Origin of the sequence: Sulfuricurvum sp. (assembly GCF_049277495.1) — a bacterium.
Classification (GTDB): domain Bacteria; phylum Campylobacterota; class Campylobacteria; order Campylobacterales; family Sulfurimonadaceae; genus Sulfuricurvum.
On record NZ_JBASYM010000033.1, the window covers coordinates 1 to 20,910 of the forward strand.

Genomic DNA, 20,910 nt, shown 5'->3' on the forward strand with positions numbered 1-20,910 from the left:
CTGCCAATGTATTTTGAGATGTAGTAGATTTACCGATCCCACCTTTTCCGTAGAACGCGATTTGTCGCAAGCTAGCTGCTCCAGCCATGTTATCCCCTTATTTTTGAACTTCACTTAGGTTGATGCATGCGTCGTTCTATGGTTTTTTACGACATTTACTCCAAGAGAGCGACAAAATAGCATTTTGGTTACAAATTTGTAGGAATAACTCTTGCAGGGGGTGCGACAACCTGTTTAGATCTCTTTTGATTAAAAAATAAGCTATGGTTCTGATCTAAAATTATTCCATGCCGATACACTTCTATTAAAAAGGGACGGCTATGACCAACAAAGAAAAATCCATTCACAACCTTCATCAAGCCCGGACATCACATATCCGCTGGGTCAATACGATTAAACTGCTGGTCTCCGGGATTGAAGTTTCCGAAGATTCGATTCAAGTCAATCCGACGGATGCGCTCTTCGGACAGTGGTTCTATGATGAGGCGATGCTCTTTTCATTGGGAACGTCCCGAATGGTGCTCGAAGAGATTGAAATATTGTTTCTCTCACTGCACGATAAATACATGAAAATTTACCCTATTTATTATAGTAGTAAGAAGAGGTCACTTTTAGGCGGATTGATCGGAGGCAAATCAAAAGCAAGCGAACATGAAATCGAACTCTCGCAGCGTTACTATGAAGAGATTGTAGTTTTATCGGATAAGCTGAAACATAAATTGCGTATTTTGGAGAGTCAGCTCATGAGTCTTCCGCTGGAAAAGTTTGATACTGTTGCCGAGTTGACAAAACCATCGCTTTCTTCTGTTGTGATACAACAGCCTATTCCGGAACCTGTCGACAATGAAGAAACCGCTTATTTTTATGGGACGCGAGGGAGAGGCTGATTTGCATCTCTCCTTAGGTAGGATAGAGTTCCTAGTCCTCCTTGGTATCTTAGAAAATACCCGTCAAACTCTTAATCTGCTATAATTGTATAAAGAATACCTATACCTACTTTAATAGTAAATGAGAGTTCATGCTTCATTTTATTGATTACATCTATTTTTTCTACGGACTTGCATTCTTCCTGTTTGGCTTTAGTATTCTCCATTACCCGATGGAAAATTCTATTTTCAAATTTACCCGTGAGTTGAAATATTTAGGGGTATTCGGGATTCTTCACGGAATCTCCGAATGGCTTGCCATGTTCAAGTCGATAGGAGGAGAAGAGACTAAAGCGTTGTTTAGTCTCGGCAGTTTAATGACAATGAGCCTCTCGTATGCCGTTCTTTTCTATTTTGCCTTACGTGTTATCCGGGATAAAACATTTTCGATGATCACTCTGCTCCTGATTATTTCAGGATCGGCTGCTTTACTCGCAGGTTTCCACTATTTCACGATTGAGAATGTCAATATTCTGGTTCGCTACTTCCTCGGCGCTCCCGGCATTTTCATGACAGCCTATATCTTTTATCACCCGTTTTACCTCGTCCAAGGATCCGTATATGATTCCATGAAACGGTGTGCCTATGTCCTTGCAAGCACTTTTTTCTTCTATGGTATCCTCGCAGGGATCATTGTACCTGCCGGAACGTTTTTCCCCTCCTCCGTTGTAAACGGAGAAGCGTTTGAAGCGTTCACTTCTTTGCCGGTCGAGCTGTTCCGTGCACTCTGTGCGATGGTAGCGGGCTATGCGATCACCCAGATTCTTCGTGTGTTTAAACACCAAACCGACTTTCATCTTCTCAGACTCTCAAAAGCACTCGAAGAGAGCGGTGACACCGTCGTTATCACCGATCTGGAGGGGAAAATCGAATATGTCAATCGTGCGTTCGAGCAGCAATCAGGCTATTTAGCCCATGAAGTCGTCGGTCATACACCCAGCATACTCCGTTCAGGAGAACATCAGACTCCTTTTTACGAACATCTATGGGGCACGATCCTCGCAGGGGAAACCTATCGCGGAGTTTTGACCAATAAACGAAAAAACGAAACACTTTACCATGAATTCAAAACGATCGTTCCGCTCAAAAACAAGCGTCAGGAACTCACCAGTTTTATCTCAACCGGCAAAGATATCACCACGCGAATCATCTTTGAGCATGAATTGGAAAAAGCTGCCTCTACCGACACACTGACCAATGCGGCAAACCGTTTGCAATGCAATCGATGGCTCAAATTAGCGACCGAGCATGCCCAAGATTCCAATATATCCGTTGCACTGATCCTATTTGATATCGACGATTTCAAAAAAGTCAACGATACTTTCGGTCATAATGCAGGAGATGATGTCCTTATTCAGATTTCTGAAATCGTCCGTACGATGGTCAGAAGCAATGATATGTTCGCCCGCTGGGGCGGGGAAGAATTTGTCATTCTGCAGATTGACACTCCCTTTGAGGGGACAATAGCCCTGGCAGAACGGCTTAAAAAAGAGATTGAGCACTCCAGATTCAAAGATGTCGGTCAAATTACCGTTAGTATCGGCGTAGCGAAGTATGATGGAAGAGAGAGTATCGAATCTTTTGTCAAAAAGGCCGATGATTCCATGTATCAGGCAAAAAGAGAAGGGAAAAACAGAGTTGTCGTCTACAAAGGATAATGGATCCCTTTAGAGAGAACGGTACATCAGCCCCATATTGCTCATCTTAAATCCTATCCCCTCATAAAAGCAGACGGCAGATTCATTGCGTCTGTCGGTACCGAGAGAAAGACGCTCATATCCCAACTGTTCGGATTCTTCGATCATTGCCGCGAGCAAGCGTTTTCCGATCCCCAGGCCTCTGAACTCAGCAGACACGATCATATCTTCGATCAATCCCACGTGCGCTCCGATAGCCGTAGAGATCAATGATTGCATCGAAATCATCCCGACAACCCGGTTTTCGCGAACCGCAACCAAAATCTTGGCATCGGGTTTTTGAAGCATCAGTTCCAGCCCTTGCGTCTGCTTTAGCGGATCAATCGTAAAATCATCCTCTATCGCAAAAAGTTCACCAAGCAGTCCGACCATATCTCCGATATCTTCAGCAAAGGCATTGCGTATATGAATCTCAACGCCCATTCTTCATCCGTTCTAACAGTTCGCCGAGCTTATCATGTCGAAGCTGTATCAGACGCTCAATCTCGTCATAATCGAATTTTCCGAAATAGGTCATGTCAAAAAGTCTGAGAAGAGCTGCACGACAGCAGCTTTTTTCACACTCGGTGACAAGTTTTTTTGCTTTTTTATACGGGAGATCGGTCTCTTGAAAAATTTTGATCGCATCGGCGACGCTCTTGCATCCGCACTCACAGATTTCAAGGGCTAATATTTCTTCTTTGGTAGGCATAAAAGCCTCCTTTTACAGAGAATGCTCTGCTTTGTAGCTGTTTGCTTTTTCAACTGCCGTGTAAAGTTTTTCAGCGAGTTCCGGCATTTTAACATGATTCGTCCAAACGGTATCTTCGACAATATCATGAATTTCCGATGCAATTTCAACGGCTAAACGTTTAAGTTTTGCCAACTCTTTTTTGTGATCCGCTTCAGTCATTTCCGACATATTTCATCCTTTTTATTGAGTTTAAGCCACACGTATTTCAATGTTGCGGGCTTGGTCTTTTCCCAGTGCGATCAGACGTTGACCGATTTGAACCTGTACACTGTTTTTAAACCATCCGTAACGCTTTACACACACGGTAGCATTCGGGCACAGCCCCATGTTACAGAGGTGTTGTTTTAGATCATCATTAAGATCTATAGAAACGACTCTGCATTTTTCATTCACACAGCTTTCCAATAGATTCATAACCGGCTCCTCACAATGAAAATGCGTAGATATTATCGAATTTAACGTTGTAGTTCTCACCGTATACCATATGCAAAAACGTCCCTTTTTGCTGGAAATGGTATTGCTCAAAAAGTTTTACCGCTCTCAGATTTCCCAAGGGAACATCCGCAAGTACTTTTTTTAACCCGCGGAAATAGAGAACCCCTTGCATCATTTTTTCCGCTTCATCCTCAAAGCCCGGACGGCATTGCCACGGTCCCAGATAAACTCCCCGTGCATTGATGACACTGGAGTGCTGAAAGGAATTAGGCAAGGCAAATTTCAATGAGCTGTTACGCTCCATCTCATCAAGCATGAAGCCCATGCGATCTTCCCCAAAAGTTTCAAAATCGATTTTACGGATCGTCGCATCGAAATTTCCACCGTCAAGTTCCTTCGCCTGTGCATTGGTAAAACTAAACGGCGGTACTTTTCCGACATTTAAAAATCGCCCTACTTCCATGACGCTTTTAAAGCCGCTCTCTTCAAAAAAACTTTTCAGATGAGGATTTGCATGGAGATACAAAGAGGGGTGTTCATCTTTCAAGACACCGAAAAGCGTGTTGAACAAACGTCGTCCGATCCCTTGTTTTTGGTGTGAAGGCTTGACCATGAAATATTTTATCATGGCAGAACGTTCAAACTCGATTGCCATCACAGCACCTACCAGCACACCCTCTTCATAGGCTCCGTAGCATAAATGCGGAGCATGCATCATCATCAGTTTGACATGGTAGCCATCGAGCAGCCAACCCACCTCTTCCGCGATTTTCACCAGCTCCGGTACATCCACATATTTGAGCCAACCTATATACATATTGCGTCCTGATAAAGCGATTTGAGTTCACTGATGTCGAGCACCCGTTTGCGCGAAGTGACGATCTCACGTATCTTAGGGAGCATATCACGCAGTATGGTGCTCTCGGCAATTATCCCCGCACGTGCCAAATGATAGCTTATCGTCGCACTTCCTGAGTGTTTCCCGATCGGGAAGGAACTCTCCAACCCAACTTCCCCGGCTTCATAAGGCTCATACGCGTGAGAATCTTTCATCATCCCGCTCGCGTGTATGCCGCTCTCGTGGGCAAAAATATTTTCACCCACAACAGGTGCATTCGGAGAAAGGGTGATATTGGCCGCTGCCGCAACGCTCTGTACCAAATTTCGGATTAGGTGTGCATCGATGGGACGTGCTTCACCGTAGAGATGTTTAAGTGCCATGAGAATCTGCTCAAACGAAGCATTTCCCGCACGTTCTCCTAATCCGATGACGGTTGTGTTCATACTGACTGCCCCTGCGTCTATACCGCTGAGGGCATTCGCATTGGCAAGTCCAAAATCGTTGTGTGTGTGCATTTCAATCGGGAGGAGATTTAAGTCACACAAGGATTTTATGGTCGTATAGGTTTGGGTCGGTTTCATAACACCGATCGTATCGCAGTAGCGAAATCGCTCCGCTCCGCATTCACGGGCAAGTTCCATTACATCACGGATAAATTCATGACTCCCTCGGGAGCTGTCTTCTCCGCCGATGCATACGAACAACCCTTCTCGCGAAGCGGCTGTAACAACACGTTCGAGTTCACTGAGGACTTTAGCTTTGCTTCCGCCGAATTTCACGTCGATCAGAATATCCGAAATAGGGATAGAAAGGTCAACCGCTTTGATACCGCACGATAAAGAAGCATCCAGATCTTCCATTTTCATTCGGTTCCACGTCATCATGCGAGCCTTCAGCCCCAGTGCCAAAAGTTCTTTTATGTCCTCGCGCTCTTTGACACCCATTGCGGCAATACCGATTTCGAGTTCATCCGCACCGCATGCGTCAAGCATTGTTGCGATATGAAGCTTTTCTTCCGTATTGAACGCGACATAGGGAGCTTGTTCCCCGTCGCGTAATGTGGTGTCGTTTATAAGAGCCACGATTTTCCCTTTCTGCCCAAATAGGGCTAGCTTCAGTGCCTTAGCGGCGAGCGAAAGCGACTTGGGCTTTGCTCAAGTCGCGGCAAATCAACTAGTTCACTTCTGCGTTTTCATCCATACCGAAATATTTACGTGATGCTTTGAGTACTGAAATCTCGATCGGCTCATAAGCATAACTTTGATCGGCGATAATTCCGGCAGCTTTAAGATCATCTTGAGGACATCCGCCGATTTTAGCCGTAAGGATCAATTGTACATCTTTGAGTTTCTCTAAGATCGGAGCCAGCGGATTTGTACCATCCGGTCCTGCACAATATTCCGCTTCGACTTTACGATGGTGAATGAAACGGATACCTTTGTCTCCTGCCTCGTAAATCAAAAATTCTTTAACGCTTCCGAAGTGTTGGTTAATCATCCCCTCACCCGCTGTCGTTACGGCAACAAGGATCGTTACACCATTAGAACTGAGTTCTTCTTTCTCTTTGCGTACACGGTCATTCGCCTGATCGAGGAAGAATCGGAACTCTTCGATTTTCGCTTGCGCTGCTTGACGTGCTTCGAGATCGTATTTGATTTGAAGCTCATCAAAACTAAGACCGGCAAACGTATCTTTCGTAAATTCAGCCCCACGGTCTTCACCGATAAGCCCGACGGCATCCGCGCGGCATTGACGGCAGTGCTGCATTAATTTCATGTCCATTCCGCAGGCTTCCTGAACCGCCATTTGTTCCTGATCGGTTGCACTCGGTACACCGTCAAGGGCAAATTTAGTCCCGAATTCCGGTTCAGAGAGAATTGGCATAATGTTATGCAAGAAAACGCCGATCTCTTTGAGTTTTTTGGAAACTTCAGGGAGATGTTTATCATTGATACCCGGGATCAAAACCGAGTTTGCTTTGATCAGAATCCCTTTCTCAACACATTTCTTCATCCCTTCGAGCTGGTTCTCAAGGAGGATTTGTGCCGCCTCTTTTCCATAAATACGCTTGTTATTATGGAAAATCCACGGATAGATTTTACTTCCGATCTCACCGGTCTCATCGACACTGTTGATCGTGACGGTAATGTGATCGATGTTATAATCAACCATCTCGTCGATATAGTTCGGCAATTCCAAACCGTTCGTTGAGAGACAGAGTTTAAGATCGGGTGCGAATTCGCGAACCATTCCGAAAGTTTCAAATGTTTTCTTCGGATTAGCTAACGCATCGCCTGGACCGGCAATACCGAGTACACTCATACGTTGTACTTCGCCGCCGACGAGAAGGACTTTTTTCGCCGCTTCTTCAGGAGTCAGTCGTTCCGACGTTACCCCCGGACGACTTTCATTCGAACAGTCGTATTTGCGGTTACAGTAATTGCATTGGATATTGCACGCCGGGGCAACCGCGACGTGAATACGGGCATAGTGGTGGTGTGCGCCCTCTGAGTAGCATGGATGATTATGGATCTTTTCCTTGATGTCATCAGGCATAAAAGCTTCAGTTCCGGTAGATGAACAGCTCATAGTATCTCCTTTAATTCAATGTTAGACTTTTAATGATCTTGCCTCATCTAGCACCAACCATTCTTGTTAAAGGATTGTGCAAAAGGTGTTCTAGTAGTTTGTAGCAGGTGAACGGTGGAGTTTGAGACAAAAGAAGACGTTTTTGTCACGATGACGATGTACGTGGAGAAAAATAATGTAAGGGTCAGTGATGAATGTCTGCCGGCGAGAGAGAAGTGGGGCAGCCTTGATTTGGTTTGCAAACCTGTACTCATCAGGGACTGATGAGTTACAAATCATCGTGCCGTTATGTGGAAGCAATACCCTGTTTCGGCTCAGGTTTACCGGTAAAATAGCCTTGCGAATAATCGATTCCAAGCTCTTTTACTACCTCATAAACTTTTTCGTCCGTAACAAATTCTGCTATCGTCTTCGCACCGATTTTTTTGGAAAATTCGACTATCGTCTCAACAATCAGACGGTGGCGGCTGTTTTCATTGATCGTTCGGATAAGGGAACCGTCGATTTTAATGTAATCGACATTTAGCTGCAGAATATGTTCAAAATTTGAATATCCTGTCCCGAAATCATCGATGGCTATCTTTGCTCCAAGTGCTTTGACCTGTTTTATAAATCTGGAAACGGAAGCATAATTTTCAATCCCTTCCGTTTCCAGGATTTCAAACACGACCCGATCAGCAGTACCCGTATCAATAATCTTGGTAATAATTTCCTGAACAGTGTATGGGTCGTTGATATCGTCAATCGAAAGGTTTATCGAAAATTCTTCACTTCTTGTTGCAAAATACCGGCATGCTTGATGAACAACTTCATGGGTAATTTTGGAATAAAGTTTTGTTTTTTTGGCAATATGCAGGAATTCGAGCGGAAGTATAATATTTCCCTGATCATCGATCATTCTCACCAGCACTTCGTATTTCACCGTCTTATGCGTCGCAATATCGACAATCGGCTGATAATAACAGACCACCCGTCCCTCAATCAATGCTTTATGAAGCGCTGCCGCCATATTGATGTTCTTTTTATAAATCTCCTCAATATTCTCTTTCTCTTTATAAATTCCGATGGCGAGTTTATTTTCCTTGGCTTTATGCAGTGCGATATCCGCCCGTGTCAGGATCTTTTCAGAGCCTAATGCCGCCCCGACATTCATATGGACGTTGATAATCTCTCCGGACACCATAAATGTCATATCGTGCAGCTGAAGAAGCATTTGTGTAATCTTCTCTTCCAATGTATGCTGCGTATAATCTTCATAAAACAAAACGGCAAATTCATCTCCGCCGATCCGGTAGACGTTAATTTCCATTTTTTTTGCTTCCAGTGCCAAATCTATCAGAATCTTATCACCGATGGCAATGCCGAAAAAATCGTTGATTTCCCGAAAACTGTCGATATTAAAAATAGCACATGCTTTGGGAGGGTGATTTTCAATATCCAAAATAAGTTTTTGCCGATTCGGAAGTTCCGTAAGCTGATCATGATAATACAGATATTGGACTCTGTCATCTGCTATTTTTTGCGTAGTATTATCAAAAATATATCCCTTGATGATCGTGGATGAGTTTTCTTCATCATATTCAACAATCGTATAGTCTTTAATCCAGATGACTTCGCCATCTTCTTTAATCAGCCGATATTCCTGCACAAACTTCGTCGCCGATTCTTCCAGATATTTTTTGACTTCCTGCTCTACGTTAGGAATATCTTCGGGATGGACAAAGTCTGCAAACTTCGCGGAACGGTTGATCAGTTTATCATAGCTCAGCCCCAGTACATTTTCGACATTCGTCGAAACAAAGTTGATCGGCCATCCCTCTTCTCCACTCCATTCGAAGACAACGACCGGGCCGCTTTCGATTAAATGGTTCGTAATTTGCAGGTCGCGTTCGAGTTTTTTTTGCATCGTTATATCGCGGCCGCTGCCGATCACACCCAAAAGGTTTCCGTCATTATCGAAAAAAGGGGCTTTGTGAACTTCTAAATAAATCAGTTCACCTCGAATGTTTCCATACTCTTCAAAGCGCATCGTCTTCATCGATTTCAAGGTCTCCTTATCAGAGTCGAAACAGAGTTCCCCGAAGGTATGCCATTGAGCGTTTTCAGGATGTTTTGCCCGTTCGCGCTGTGCAAAAAAGACGTCTGTTTTACCGATAGGCTCTTCAGTATCCGTCGCCATCAAAAGATTTTCGCAAATAGCTTTATTGGCAAAGATATATTTTCCCGTGAGGTCTTTTGCCCACAGCATATCCGGTGTATGGGTAAAAATAAGTTTAATTAAGTTGTCCATATACATAGATAATTATTCCTCAGTCAAGTTGATAAAATAAAATTAATACTGAAATATTATAACTAACATTTACCGATTCGTTAAACTCTAAAAATATTCAAAAAACGGGAAAAAAGAGGCTTTGCCGCGATGCGACAGGCAATGGAAAAATCAATGCTCTCAGCGCTGAATGTCCGCCGCAGGGATCGAAAAGAGGTAGCCTTGAGAATAGTGGACGCCAAGATCTAAAAGACGATCAAAAATCGCTTCATCTTCGACAAATTCAGCGATAGTCTGTATCCCTTTTTTTCGGGCAAAAAAGAGAATACTCTCAACCGTAAAAAGATGATCCTCATCAACGTTGATATTTTTAATCAAAGAACCGTCAATTTTAATGAAATCAACATCCAGTTTGCTCAAATAATTGAAATTGGAATAGCCCGTACCGAAATCGTCAATCGCTATTTTACAGCCGTATTGTTTTACCGTCTTGATGAAATCGGTAACTTCTTCGAAACTTTCGATCCCCTCCGATTCAACAATTTCAAAAACCGCTCGGTTCGATGCTGCTGAAGTTTCAAGCATACGATACAAAAACGCTCGTGTTTCATCCGACATAATATCCGCCAATGTCAAGTTCAGCGAAAATTCATAGTCAAGATTTTCAAATACCGCAAAGGTTTTGGCGATCATAATACGGGTTAATTTATCATAGAGTTTTGATTTTTTGGCATGTTCCAAAAACCAATAAGGACTCAACACGGTACCGTCCGTCTCGATGAGACGGATAAGAGATTCATACTTAACGATCTTGCGGGTTTGATTATCAACGATTCCCTGAAAAAACGGAACGATCCGGTCCTCTTCAATCGCCGATTTTATTTTATTGATCATCCAGATATTGTTGCGTGTTTTTTCCGTCAACGCAGTGTTGTCATTGAAAAAAATCAATTTCGCCCGCTGTTCTTTGGCCTCTTTCAGTGCCATATGTGCAAGATTATAAACGTCCGAATACGTTGCATGGGCGATTCCGCCGGAGACACTCACTGAGAGTTCATGCCCTCCGATTTGGTATTTAAAATTTTCAAGTTTGTTGATGTGTTCGACGACATAATCTCTCAGGATATCATCAAACGGCCGGTCAATGCAGATAATGGCAAACTCATCACCGCTGATACGGTAAAGAAACTCATGCTCTACCGTTATTTCCAGCCGTCTGGCAAATGCTTTGAGCAATTCATCCCCGATGGAATAGCCGAAATAGTCGTTTATCGTTGAAAATCTATCAATATTAAGCAATATTAAAGTGATTTCAGCTGATCCGGTTTCCAAATCGGTTAACAGCGCCGTCCGGTTTTTTAACCCGCTGAGAGGGTCGATCAGCTGACGCTGGATAATAAGGTCTTTGTTAATCAGCTCCGTCACATCGACACGTGCCGCGATAAACTCTACAACTTTTCCGCTATCGTCGAATATCGGGGCAATAACCGTTTTAACGTAATATTCTTTCCCCGTTTTGGAAAGGTTGCGAAATGTCTCTTTCCAGACATTTCCTCCCTTGATCGTTCTCCAAAGATCGGCAAATATCTCAGGATCGGTATCGGGATGGCGAACCATATTATGGTTTTGCCCAATCAGCTCTTCACGCGAATACCCCGATATTTCGCAAAAAACATCATTGACATACGTTATGACCCCATTTGCATCGGTTTTCGAGACAATGGAACTTTGGTCAAGCACCATTTTGTATTGATCAAGTATCTTGATGTAATCATTCAGTTCATGCTGTGTCTCATCCACCAAATGGGTGAGTGCTTTGAGCATCGTATGATGATTGCGATGGGGTGATTCACTCTTTTGAGGCAAGGGATGCTTTTCAGACTCGCTCAACGACAGGGTCGTCGTCGTAATGTTGAGCAGCTGATTGCCGGAATTTGAGTGATAAAACTCGCCGTACGTAAAAAAACCTGCCGTAGGGGCGACCTCATTGAGCAATCCGAACTCATAATTAAGCTGTTCTTTTAAAAAAAGCTTTCGGACCGAACAAGAGTAAATATAAGTCGCTTCGACAGGATACGCGGCAACGGATTCAGACATATCGACAGCACGGTCAAGAATCTCTTCGATGTTTCCGATCGCAAAACGGACTTTTTCTCCGTTATGGAAATGTCCGGCATACACAAATCCGCCATCATCGGTTTGTCCAATCATCGATCTGGCGATCTCTACACCGTCTTCGACCTTTATCAACGGAAATTCAATCGCGCTGGCAGGAATCTCAGTAATGGTTTCCTCTCCCAAATAGTGAGAATACAATTCCCGTATCTCTCTGCCGTCAATCTCATAGATAACATTTTTATCTGCACGCGTGATCGTCATATCTTTGCCGATCATCGTCCAATTGAGCGAATAATTGCGGTGAATCTTTAACACATCGCTGTCAAGTACCGCGATAACGACTCCCTCATCGTATATCGTGTTATCTTTAAAAACATAGGTACGGGTAAAGGTCAGATCATCTCCGGCATTTCCCCCGGCGATAACAACATCATTATTGACAGAGCTGAATCCGTCCAAAAATGACTCCGAATCGCTTTTAAGTCCTTCACTGAATATGATACAGGCTTTTGTGCGATCGGTAATGACCTCTTGGGCCGCACACAGCCCCTGCGGATAATCGGAATGGGGATAATAATAGGTTTTGATGAGAGTAGCGTCAAATAAAGAGAAAGAGAGAATGATCTGGCCGGAACTCATCGTCCCGTCCATAATCTCTCCGGCAGTCGTTGCACCGATCAAGAGAGCATCAGGAAGCTTTGATACAAGAACGTCAAGAATCGGCTGGATCGTTGATTTATCCATGACACCGCTGAAAAGCTGGATAAAAACGGTACCTTTGTGCGGCAGAATACTCTCCACACATATCTGAAGATTCTCGACCGTATCATATCGGTGGGTGATCAACTGCATCGAAACTCCGGCTCAAAAATCTTTATATTGACTTATTTTAGTGAGTGAACCTTAAATCTATGAATATTTCATGCAATAAAGATTCTATATGCGTCTGACGGATATCTATGAACAGAACTTGCATTTCGATTAAATTACGAAAAGGAGCCTGTATGATTGTAGCGATACCGATGGATGCGATGATGCGTGTATACCACTACAATCCCTGTTCGGCCACCATGTTCGCCCTCTATGAGGTATCCGGTAACCGTAAAGATATCCGCTACCGCTATATCGACACCCGCCTGAACCCCTGGGAAAAACATGCAGGGGAAATGGTCCGTGATCCCAAAATGAAATCTTGTTCATGTGAGGGAGATATAGCACAAGATCCTCACCATATCAGTGAGCATTATGCCCTCCTCGAAGTCCTCGGGAAATGCGATTATCTGCTCGTCGATCAATACTGTCTCAATACGCTCTACACCATGCGCAACGTGGGGATTAAGATCCATAAAGTCCCCCCATTTGTCAAAACCGCCGAAGAAGCGATCAACCATTTTCTCATCGGCACCGAAATCGCCGAGCACCTGCGGTACATTCACCCCGCATAATCGGCTACTGTGAAATAATCTCTTTTTTGACTTTTAATCGCACATAAATCGTAATCAGCAAAAGGACACTTATCACCAAAGCGATAACGATCGTATGCAGATACTCTTCCAGCAATGCCTGATTTCCGCCGATCACATACCCCAAAACGGCCAGAATAATCACCCATATTCCGGCACCTAATGCCGTATAGACACTAAACGCCACAATATCCATCCGTGCCAGTCCTGCAGGTAAGGAAATATATTGGCGCACGGCAGGGATCAAACGGCCGCTAAAGGTTGAAATATGTCCGTGTTTGGCGAAAAAATCGTCCATTTTTTGGAGGCTCTCTTCCCGAAAAAGGACATATTTACCGTATTTCAAAATAAATTCCCGCCCGAGTTTGAGTGCCAAGTAATAATTAAACAATGCCCCGCTCAGACTTCCCGCAATGCCCGATAAAATAGCGCCATAGAGATTCATCTCCCCTTTGGAAGCTAAATATCCGGCAGGAATCATCACCACTTCGCTGGGAAACGGGAAAAAGCTGCTCTCCAAAAACATCATGATAAAAATGCCGGCATACCCCAATGCCGCAACCGTCTCTACAATCCAAGTAATCATATCACCCATTATTATCAACCCATATCGAAAAAATTTATGAAATCCTATCACAATTGATTACGATTTTCTCAGTAACTGCAAGAACATTATATGCATTTCACTAATCGATAGTCCATCACAGGAGTCCGTTTTGAAGATCAACTACAATACATCCACCCTACACCTCGAAGATATGCCGCTCGATATCGGCTATGCTTCCGAAAAAGTAGCCCTCAAAAACTATTCCGACGAAACTTTTACTATCGGAGGGCAAAACGGTTTTACCCAGCTTGTCATCTCGGCTCCGTTCATCGATGATACGCTCCTTGCCCAGATGAAAGAGATCGATTCCCTCCTCTCTCTCAACGCACTGGGCGGTATCACCAAAGCCCTCGTTACCGCAAATACAAAAACCGATATCCCAAACTCTGAGGAATGGCTTGTCGGAATCGATACCGATGAAATGTTCGGAGATTACTACGGGATTCGCCTCGCGCCGGGAGAACTCGGCGGCGAATTGACGAAAGCGCTTTTTGTTATTTCCAAAGACGGAGCTGTTTTTTACAATGAAATCCCTAATAGCCTCGATGAACCGTTCAATATCGATAAAATTGTGGTCAAAATCGCCGCTGCAAACAACTGCTATACCGGAAAAGGGTGTCACGGATAAGTTTATCCGTTCATCCCTCTCCTCTCTTTAAAAATAGATTACACCATATTTTCCGTCCTGACATATTATTATGATAACGAATAAGACTTTTTTTCTTCACACGTGAGAAAGGACTCGAATACCTCTACCTTTCTTAACACAATTACGACAATATCGTAGCCCTCAGCCTTCATCAATATTGGAGATGATTGAGCGTTTTCTTAAACATTTTTGTCCCATTTTTCTTCACTCGTGCCAAAATCATACAAAATAAGATAATTTTTCTCCTATTTTATTCAAGAACGCAAAATGCAATCTTCTAGCAAAAGTTCCAAAAGGGATCACGATGGAAACAATGATAGAGACAATTAAAAAAGAGTTGCGCAACCAGACGACTATCCCCTACTTCGGGTTGGGGGTATTTGAAGGGATTACGACCAAAGAGGGAGAAGTGGTACCGTACGACAGTGATTCGCTGATTCTTGCGATGAACAACGGTCGGGCAATGACTCCGCGTCTGATGTTTGAATATTCCCGTGCCGCAATGCATTTGGAACAGCGTCGGGGTGTCGAGTATATGACACAGCTCATCAACCATATCTATACCAAACCTTTCGATCCGACACCGCTTCACAAAGCGATTGTTGACATGATGCCGCGTTATATCGTCGATACGAATCGCGATACCAAATTTCAAGAACTATTAGCCTTTACACCGCACTGTCTGATTATCGGAAAATCACGGATTATGGGTCATTTGAACCGTTATGAAGTGTACGAATATGATGTCGAAAACCAAAAATATTTTCTCGTAGAGGATGAAGTCCTCGACAATGCCGAAAAGATCCTCTTTAAACCGATGGGATCGCCGCTCCCGAATCCGACATTCGTCATCTCCGATGCCGATTACGTCGATTGGCTCACCGAGGCGATGGGCGGATTTGCTCTCCCGAAAGTGCTCAAAACGTATCGTAAAGCTAAAAAATACCTCTTTTTGGGGACATCTTTCGGGCATGATACCGATCGGATGGTCGCCAACGAACTAAGTCTTGATTTGGAAGGCGGCTATGTCGTTACCGACAAAGAGTTGGGGAAAAAAGAGAAAAAGTTTGTCGAAAAACATAATATCGAAGTGATTCCGATGTCACTTTCTGAATTTATCAAAGCATTTGTCTAAGGAGTTTTCAATGCCAATGATACCTACCGTTAAAGATATTTCGCCTCGCGGAGAGCGTTATTTTGATCTGTTTTCAAAACTTTTAGGAGATCGTGTGATCGTTATTACCGAAGCGGTCGATGATCATATGATGGGGGTCATTGTCTCCCAACTGCTTTATCTCGAAGCTATGGATTCGGAAGAGCCGATCCACATGTATATCAGTTCGCCCGGCGGATCGGTCATGGCGGGTCTTGCGATCCTCGATACGATGCAGCTCATTAATGCCCCGGTGTATACCTATGCAATGGGGCTCGTCGCTTCGATGGCGGCTGTACTCTTCACCTGCGGAGAAAAAGGGCATCGCTATATGCTTCCCAACGCCGAAGTGATGATCCATCAGCCTCTCGGCGGATATTCGGGTCAAGCGAGCGACATTGAGATCCACACCAAACATATCCTCAATCTCAAACGACGTCTTTACGCTATTTTGGCGGATGCAACCGGCAAAAGTGCCAAAGTGATCGAAAAAGAGTCCGACCGTGACAACTATATGGAAGCCAAAGAGGCGATCGAGTTCGGTCTAGCGGATGAGATTCTCAAAAAATTCACTTCGAAGGATGTATGATGAGTACCGAAAAAACCTGTTCATTTTGCGGCCGTAAACAAAGCGAAGTCAAAAAAATGTTCTCTTCGGAGACAACCCATATTTGTAACGAGTGTATCACCACCTGTTCTTCCATTTTGCAAAAAGAGGTTCGTTTTGAGCAACGTTCCGCGATGCAGCAACAGCTTCCGGTACCGGAAAAAATCGTCGAATTTCTCGACAAATACATTATCGGTCAGCTGGAAGCAAAAAAAGTGCTCGCCGTTGCCCTCTACAACCACTACAAACGGATCGAAAACCCCGTCTATAACAACGTTGAGCTCGAAAAGTCCAATATTCTCCTCGTCGGGCCTACGGGAAGCGGGAAAACGCTTTTAGCCAAATCGCTCTCGAAAATCATGCAGGTTCCCTTTGCCGTTGCCGATGCGACAGCACTGACCGAAGCGGGCTACGTCGGCGAAGATGTCGAGAGTATCCTCTCACGTCTCCTGGCCGCTGCCAACTATGACATCGAGCTCGCTCAGCGCGGGATCATCTATATCGATGAGATCGATAAAATCGCCCGAAAAGGCGAAAGCTCAACAATGGGCCGTGACGTTTCGGGTGAAGGGGTACAGCAAGGTCTTCTCAAAATATTAGAAGGTGCCGAAGTCTATGTACCGGTCAAAGGGAGCCGCAAAAACTCTACGACCGAAACGGTACTGTTCAACACCTCGCATGTTCTCTTCGTCTGCGGAGGAGCTTTTGTCGGTCTCGTTCCTGACTCTCATTCGAAAAAATCGAACAAAGTAGGATTTAGCAAAACGACGGAAAAAGGGGAAACCAAAGAGAAAAAAATCGATGCCAAAGCATTGGTTCATTACGGAATCATCCCCGAATTTATCGGACGTATCCCGGTCATCGCACAGCTGCGCGAACTGACCAAAGAGCAGATGGTTCAAATCCTCCAAGAGCCGGACAACGCCCTCATCAAACAGTTCCAAGCCTTGTTTGACATGGACGGCATCGAACTCAACTTCGAACCCAAAGCCCTCGAAGCCGTCGCCCAAAAAGCGATCGACCGAGGTGTCGGAGCGCGCGGTCTGCGCAGCATCATCGAAGAAGCGATGCTGCCGCTGCAGTTTAGCTGCCCGTCGAAAAAGAATTTGCAAAGCCTTACGATTACCGAAGCGGTGATCGAAGATCCGACCAACGAACCTATCTATGTTTATAAAGAAGAGAGCGCGGAAGCGTAATTGATAAATTGACATCCTATTGCCTAGAGGATGTCAGTTAGGTTATAATCACTGCATGAAACGAAAAGAAGCCCTCGAAGTACTACAATCATATAAGCGTGAGCATGCCGATGAATTCGGGATTATGCGAATAGGTATATTCGGTTCTGTAGCACGAAATGAAGCGACAGAACAGAGTGATGTCGACGTTGTCATTGAGACAAAACACCCCAATCTTTTCAAACTCTCCCGTATCCGCCTCGATCTCGAAGAGTTGATGCATACGCATGTCGATCTGGTCAGCTACCGCGATAGTATGAATACTTTTCTAAAAGAGCGGATTCAAAAAGAAGCAGTCTATGCCTGAAAAGGCTCTGCTGATTGAAACATTGACACAGATTGCCAGTGCCGCCGAACGTATCCTCAAACGCTTCGAACCTATCAAAACTTCCGATGATTTTTTAAAAGATGAAGCAGGTCTTGAAAAACTGGATTCCATCTGTATGCAGTTAATCGCTATCGGCGAAAGCCTGAAAAACGTCGACAAACTCACTGATAAAAAACTACTACCCAATTATCCTGCCGTCGATTGGAAGTCGGTCAAAGGAATGCGTGATATCATCAGCCATCACTATTTTGATCTCAATGCTGAAGCGGTGTTCGATGTATGTCAAAACGATATTCAAATGTTAAAAGAGACTATTGAGCAAATACTTAATGACAATAAGTAGCCTGAGCTATTTTCTCTCTTTTCTAATCACAATTCAAAAAAACATAGTCACTGCTTTTTATAGCGTGTGAATATTGAGATTTATTTTTATTAACTATCATTCTTGTTCCTGAAAAGATTACGGTAAATTTGGAATTTGACACAACCGTATGTGGTAATATTGAAGCAAATTCAGTAGACCATTCTTCTGTATTATTATTTAATAGTTTTTCAATTTTGTTAAATTTTTCGCTGTGTGGCTTAATAGAGCATTCTTGTACTGTAATATTTTTATCGTAAGAATAGATTCTTATATTTAGATCTTCGTTTTGAGGAAATTTGAAATATACATGCGTTGAACAACCAACAATTAAAATTATAAATACAATAAATACCAGTACTTTTTGCATATTTATCCCAAATCTAATTATTATCTAAACATTATATGTAATACGGCTTACGGATAACTGATACATTAGACTTCTTAGATAACTTACGTTTCCGTTCGTGGTGAGCTTGTCGAACCATGAATTGCACACCCTTCGACAAGCTCAGGGCGAACGGTGCCATATTTCTTATGATTTCTCACTTCTAAATCTCCCCTCCTCGAACGATTCTTGCATTAGTTCTCCTAATAACGACATCATAAGGACAAAATATGAAACGTGTTTATCTGGATAACAACGCTACCACAAAACTAGACCCTATCGTAAAAGTAAAAATGCAGCCTTTTTTCGAAGAGCTTTACGGCAACCCGAACTCATTGCACCAATACGGGATCGAAGTCCGCCCGTATCTGAACGAAGCGATGGGGTATATGTATGACGCCCTCAATGCACCCGATGCCGATGATATCCTCATCACCTCATGTGCGACGGAGAGCAACAATACCGTACTCAAAGGGATCTTTTTCAAACATATCCTCCGCGATCCGAGTAAAAACCATATTATCGCTTCGGCAGTCGAGCATCCTTCGGTACTTGAAACCCTCCACTTTCTCGAAGAGAACGGTGCAGAGATCACCTTCGTCGATGTTGACCAGTACGGATATGTAAGCGCTGATCGTATCGCAGCGGCGATCACCGATAAAACGATCCTTATCTCCATGATGTGGGCGAACAATGAAACGGGAATGATTTTTCCGGTCGAAGAAGTGGCCGCAATCGCTCAGGAAAAAGGAATTTTATTCCACACCGACGCGGTTCAGGCAATCGGTAAAGTCAAAGTCGATCTTACGAAAACACCGATCGATTATCTCACCTTCTCCGCCCATAAATTCCACGGTCCGAAAGGGATCGGCGGGCTGTACGTCAAAAAAGGTTCTGAACTCCCGAACCTCCTACATGGCGGAGAACAAATGGGGGGTCGTCGTGCCGGAACCCTGAACGTCGCCTATATCATCGGTATGGGCTTGGCGATGAAACAGTCGGTCGGCCATTTGGACAAAATGAACAGCGATGTACGTGCATTGCGTGACCGCCTCGAAGATGCGATTTCACAGCTTCCGGACACGATCGTCGTCGGTGACCGTGCACGCCGCACTCCCAATACCATCCTCATCTCGCTTCGCGGAATCGAAGGGGAATCGATGCTATGGGACCTTAACCGTGCCGGTATCGCCGCATCTACGGGAAGTGCCTGTGCATCCGAATCTCTCGAAGCGAATCCGGTTATGAGTGCTATCGGCGAAGATCCCGAGCTTGCACACACGGCTATCCGTCTCAGTCTCAGCCGTTTTACGACTGCCGATGAGATCGACTACACGATTGATGTTTTCACGAAAGCAGCGGAACGTCTTCGTTCTATTTCTTCAACCTATTCTTACACAAATGAAAAAATGGCCGGATAAGGCCATTTTACCCACGAATATTTCCGAATAACCTTACGATATGATATGATTACAGCACATTAGGTGAAGGTGAATTAAATGGAGATTTCTCAAGAAGAATCAAATATGTTAGATCAAGATCATGTATGTATCCAACTTTTTCTCGCGGCAATCAATACTCAGAAAAATCTCATTGTTTTAATGCACAACAATACACCAATACTTTTTAACCAGTCTTTTCTCGATTTTGCCAATGTTACCAGCGTCAAGAATTTTCTGCGCGAATTTGGTTCATTGGTGAACCGTTTTGTTCCGCATGACAGCTACTTCCACGCCGGAAAAGCAAAAGATCCGGAGGACTGGACAACCTCGATTATGGAACTCCCGGAAAATGACCGGATCATCAGTATGCTCAACTACCGCATCGATCCTCATGCATTTTCGGTCTCCGTCGAAAAGCCTATCCCTGACTATACCATTGTCACCTTTACCGATATTTCCCAGGACCTAATCAAGAGGATCATGATCGAAAATGATGTCAGTATCGATAAAGAGAGCGGAGCCTATGATAAAGAGTATTTCAATCATACCTCGAAAAGTTTTTATGACGCGGCAATCTTCAATAAAAAACTGATCGGTATTACCATGGTCCAGCTCATGTCTTCCGACAGCGAAGCAGAGAAATATTTACATGATTTCAGTTCCAGCATCAAATCGAATATCCGCCAAAGCGACATGCTGGTGCGTTGGGGCAAAAAAGTTTTCCTCTTGGCGTACCTCGTTGATTCTTCGGAGAATGCCGGAAAGTTCAGCCGCAAACTGCTCACCGTTATGCGGGAAGAGCCTTTTCAAAACCTCAGTACGATCAGTATGCGGGTAGGGACGACCGTCCAGCTACCGGATGAATCAATATCCGCTATCATCTCTCGAGCGCAAAATGCCCTGCAGCAAACCGATGATTTGGGTATTCATATCTTATAGCACCCTCGATATTGCTCACCGTAATAGCACAAGATAGCGATTCCCTCCCGAGAAACCCCAAAAAGCTGCAAATACTTGTTTTAATCATATAAGAACTAAATATGCATATTGATTTCTAAAGTCTATTGGG

23 protein-coding genes are annotated in these 20,910 nt (G+C 44.0%); 11 read left to right on the forward strand and 12 right to left on the reverse strand.

Annotation, left to right across the window (positions count from 1 at the left end; all coding sequences use genetic code 11):
* On the reverse strand, nt 1–88 hold an 88-nt coding region (locus tag WAO38_RS06595; RefSeq protein ID WP_366141107.1), incomplete at its 3' end, for a hypothetical protein.
* 232 nt (nt 89–320) lie between these two features.
* Here WAO38_RS06595 and WAO38_RS06600 point away from each other — a divergent pair.
* Nucleotides 321–887 carry a CZB domain-containing protein gene (locus WAO38_RS06600; RefSeq protein WP_422235518.1) on the forward strand — a complete coding sequence of 189 codons (567 nt, stop codon included), beginning with the start codon at nt 321–323 and terminating at the stop codon, nt 885–887.
* 131 nt (nt 888–1,018) lie between these two features.
* A complete protein-coding gene (locus WAO38_RS06605; RefSeq protein ID WP_422235519.1) occupies nt 1,019–2,584 on the forward strand; it encodes a sensor domain-containing diguanylate cyclase in 1,566 nt (521 codons plus the stop codon).
* A 9-nt stretch (nt 2,585–2,593) separates the two neighbouring features.
* Here the strand turns inward: WAO38_RS06605 and WAO38_RS06610 are convergent, their stop codons facing one another.
* The 9 genes from WAO38_RS06610 to WAO38_RS06650 all read right to left on the reverse strand — a co-directional run bounded on the left by WAO38_RS06610 (nt 2,594) and on the right by WAO38_RS06650 (nt 12,460).
* Nucleotides 2,594–3,046: a GNAT family N-acetyltransferase gene (locus tag WAO38_RS06610; RefSeq protein ID WP_422235521.1), complete on the reverse strand. Its 453-nt coding sequence runs from the start codon at nt 3,044–3,046 to the stop codon at nt 2,594–2,596.
* On the reverse strand, nt 3,036–3,314 hold the full coding sequence (locus WAO38_RS06615; RefSeq protein ID WP_422235523.1) for a hypothetical protein: 279 nt from the start codon (nt 3,312–3,314) through the stop codon (nt 3,036–3,038). Before WAO38_RS06615 ends, WAO38_RS06610 begins: the two co-directional genes overlap by 11 nt.
* A 12-nt stretch (nt 3,315–3,326) precedes the next feature.
* Nucleotides 3,327–3,524 carry a CCE_0567 family metalloprotein gene (locus tag WAO38_RS06620; protein WP_422235525.1) on the reverse strand — a complete coding sequence of 66 codons (198 nt, stop codon included), beginning with the start codon at nt 3,522–3,524 and terminating at the stop codon, nt 3,327–3,329.
* Nucleotides 3,525–3,545: 21 nt separating this feature from the next.
* Nucleotides 3,546–3,770 (reverse strand): FeoA family protein, encoded by a 225-nt coding sequence (locus tag WAO38_RS06625; RefSeq protein ID WP_422235527.1) that lies wholly within the window; start codon nt 3,768–3,770, stop codon nt 3,546–3,548.
* Nucleotides 3,771–3,780: 10 nt separating this feature from the next.
* A complete protein-coding gene (locus tag WAO38_RS06630; RefSeq protein WP_422235529.1) occupies nt 3,781–4,608 on the reverse strand; it encodes a GNAT family N-acetyltransferase in 828 nt (275 codons plus the stop codon).
* Nucleotides 4,599–5,714 (reverse strand): homocitrate synthase, encoded by a 1,116-nt coding sequence (gene nifV, locus WAO38_RS06635; protein WP_422235531.1) that lies wholly within the window; start codon nt 5,712–5,714, stop codon nt 4,599–4,601. Before nifV ends, WAO38_RS06630 begins: the two co-directional genes overlap by 10 nt.
* A 91-nt stretch (nt 5,715–5,805) precedes the next feature.
* The gene (gene nifB, locus WAO38_RS06640) at nt 5,806–7,221 is read right to left on the reverse strand and encodes a nitrogenase cofactor biosynthesis protein NifB (protein WP_422235533.1); all 1,416 of its coding nucleotides are present in this window, start codon (nt 7,219–7,221) and stop codon (nt 5,806–5,808) included.
* A 286-nt stretch (nt 7,222–7,507) separates the two neighbouring features.
* On the reverse strand, nt 7,508–9,511 hold the full coding sequence (locus tag WAO38_RS06645) for an EAL domain-containing protein (protein WP_422235535.1): 2,004 nt from the start codon (nt 9,509–9,511) through the stop codon (nt 7,508–7,510).
* Nucleotides 9,512–9,670: 159 nt separating this feature from the next.
* On the reverse strand, nt 9,671–12,460 hold the full coding sequence (locus WAO38_RS06650) for an EAL domain-containing protein (protein WP_422235537.1): 2,790 nt from the start codon (nt 12,458–12,460) through the stop codon (nt 9,671–9,673).
* A gap of 152 nt (nt 12,461–12,612) precedes the next feature.
* Between WAO38_RS06650 and WAO38_RS06655 the strand changes: the two genes are divergently transcribed.
* Nucleotides 12,613–13,053 carry a hypothetical protein gene (locus WAO38_RS06655; RefSeq protein WP_422235539.1) on the forward strand — a complete coding sequence of 147 codons (441 nt, stop codon included), beginning with the start codon at nt 12,613–12,615 and terminating at the stop codon, nt 13,051–13,053.
* Between the two features lie 4 nt (nt 13,054–13,057).
* Here WAO38_RS06655 and WAO38_RS06660 read toward each other — a convergent pair whose 3' ends face one another.
* Nucleotides 13,058–13,666: a DedA family protein gene (locus WAO38_RS06660; RefSeq protein ID WP_422235541.1), complete on the reverse strand. Its 609-nt coding sequence runs from the start codon at nt 13,664–13,666 to the stop codon at nt 13,058–13,060.
* A gap of 121 nt (nt 13,667–13,787) precedes the next feature.
* On the opposite strand from WAO38_RS06660, the gene WAO38_RS06665 reads away from it, so the two are divergent.
* The 6 genes from WAO38_RS06665 (at nt 13,788) to WAO38_RS06690 (ending at nt 17,993) form a co-directional block, all read left to right on the forward strand.
* Nucleotides 13,788–14,306 (forward strand): hypothetical protein, encoded by a 519-nt coding sequence (locus tag WAO38_RS06665; protein ID WP_422235542.1) that lies wholly within the window; start codon nt 13,788–13,790, stop codon nt 14,304–14,306.
* A gap of 325 nt (nt 14,307–14,631) precedes the next feature.
* Nucleotides 14,632–15,462 carry an SIR2 family protein gene (locus WAO38_RS06670; RefSeq protein WP_422235544.1) on the forward strand — a complete coding sequence of 277 codons (831 nt, stop codon included), beginning with the start codon at nt 14,632–14,634 and terminating at the stop codon, nt 15,460–15,462.
* A gap of 10 nt (nt 15,463–15,472) precedes the next feature.
* Nucleotides 15,473–16,069: an ATP-dependent Clp protease proteolytic subunit gene (locus tag WAO38_RS06675; RefSeq protein ID WP_422235546.1), complete on the forward strand. Its 597-nt coding sequence runs from the start codon at nt 15,473–15,475 to the stop codon at nt 16,067–16,069.
* Nucleotides 16,069–17,283 (forward strand): ATP-dependent Clp protease ATP-binding subunit ClpX, encoded by a 1,215-nt coding sequence (gene clpX / locus WAO38_RS06680; protein ID WP_422235548.1) that lies wholly within the window; start codon nt 16,069–16,071, stop codon nt 17,281–17,283. Before WAO38_RS06675 ends, clpX begins: the two co-directional genes overlap by 1 nt.
* A gap of 19 nt (nt 17,284–17,302) precedes the next feature.
* A complete protein-coding gene (locus WAO38_RS06685; RefSeq protein ID WP_422235550.1) occupies nt 17,303–17,629 on the forward strand; it encodes a nucleotidyltransferase family protein in 327 nt (108 codons plus the stop codon).
* Nucleotides 17,622–17,993 carry a DUF86 domain-containing protein gene (locus WAO38_RS06690; protein ID WP_422235552.1) on the forward strand — a complete coding sequence of 124 codons (372 nt, stop codon included), beginning with the start codon at nt 17,622–17,624 and terminating at the stop codon, nt 17,991–17,993. Before WAO38_RS06685 ends, WAO38_RS06690 begins: the two co-directional genes overlap by 8 nt.
* 22 nt (nt 17,994–18,015) lie before the next feature.
* On the opposite strand, the gene WAO38_RS06695 is transcribed toward WAO38_RS06690, so the two are convergent.
* Nucleotides 18,016–18,381: a hypothetical protein gene (locus WAO38_RS06695; RefSeq protein WP_422235554.1), complete on the reverse strand. Its 366-nt coding sequence runs from the start codon at nt 18,379–18,381 to the stop codon at nt 18,016–18,018.
* A gap of 248 nt (nt 18,382–18,629) precedes the next feature.
* Between WAO38_RS06695 and WAO38_RS06700 the strand changes: the two genes are divergently transcribed.
* Nucleotides 18,630–19,820: a NifS family cysteine desulfurase gene (locus WAO38_RS06700; RefSeq protein WP_422235555.1), complete on the forward strand. Its 1,191-nt coding sequence runs from the start codon at nt 18,630–18,632 to the stop codon at nt 19,818–19,820.
* A 78-nt stretch (nt 19,821–19,898) separates the two neighbouring features.
* Nucleotides 19,899–20,780, forward strand: a complete 882-nt coding sequence (locus WAO38_RS06705) for a diguanylate cyclase domain-containing protein (RefSeq protein ID WP_422235557.1) — start codon at nt 19,899–19,901, stop codon at nt 20,778–20,780.
* Nucleotides 20,781–20,910 lie beyond the last annotated feature (130 nt).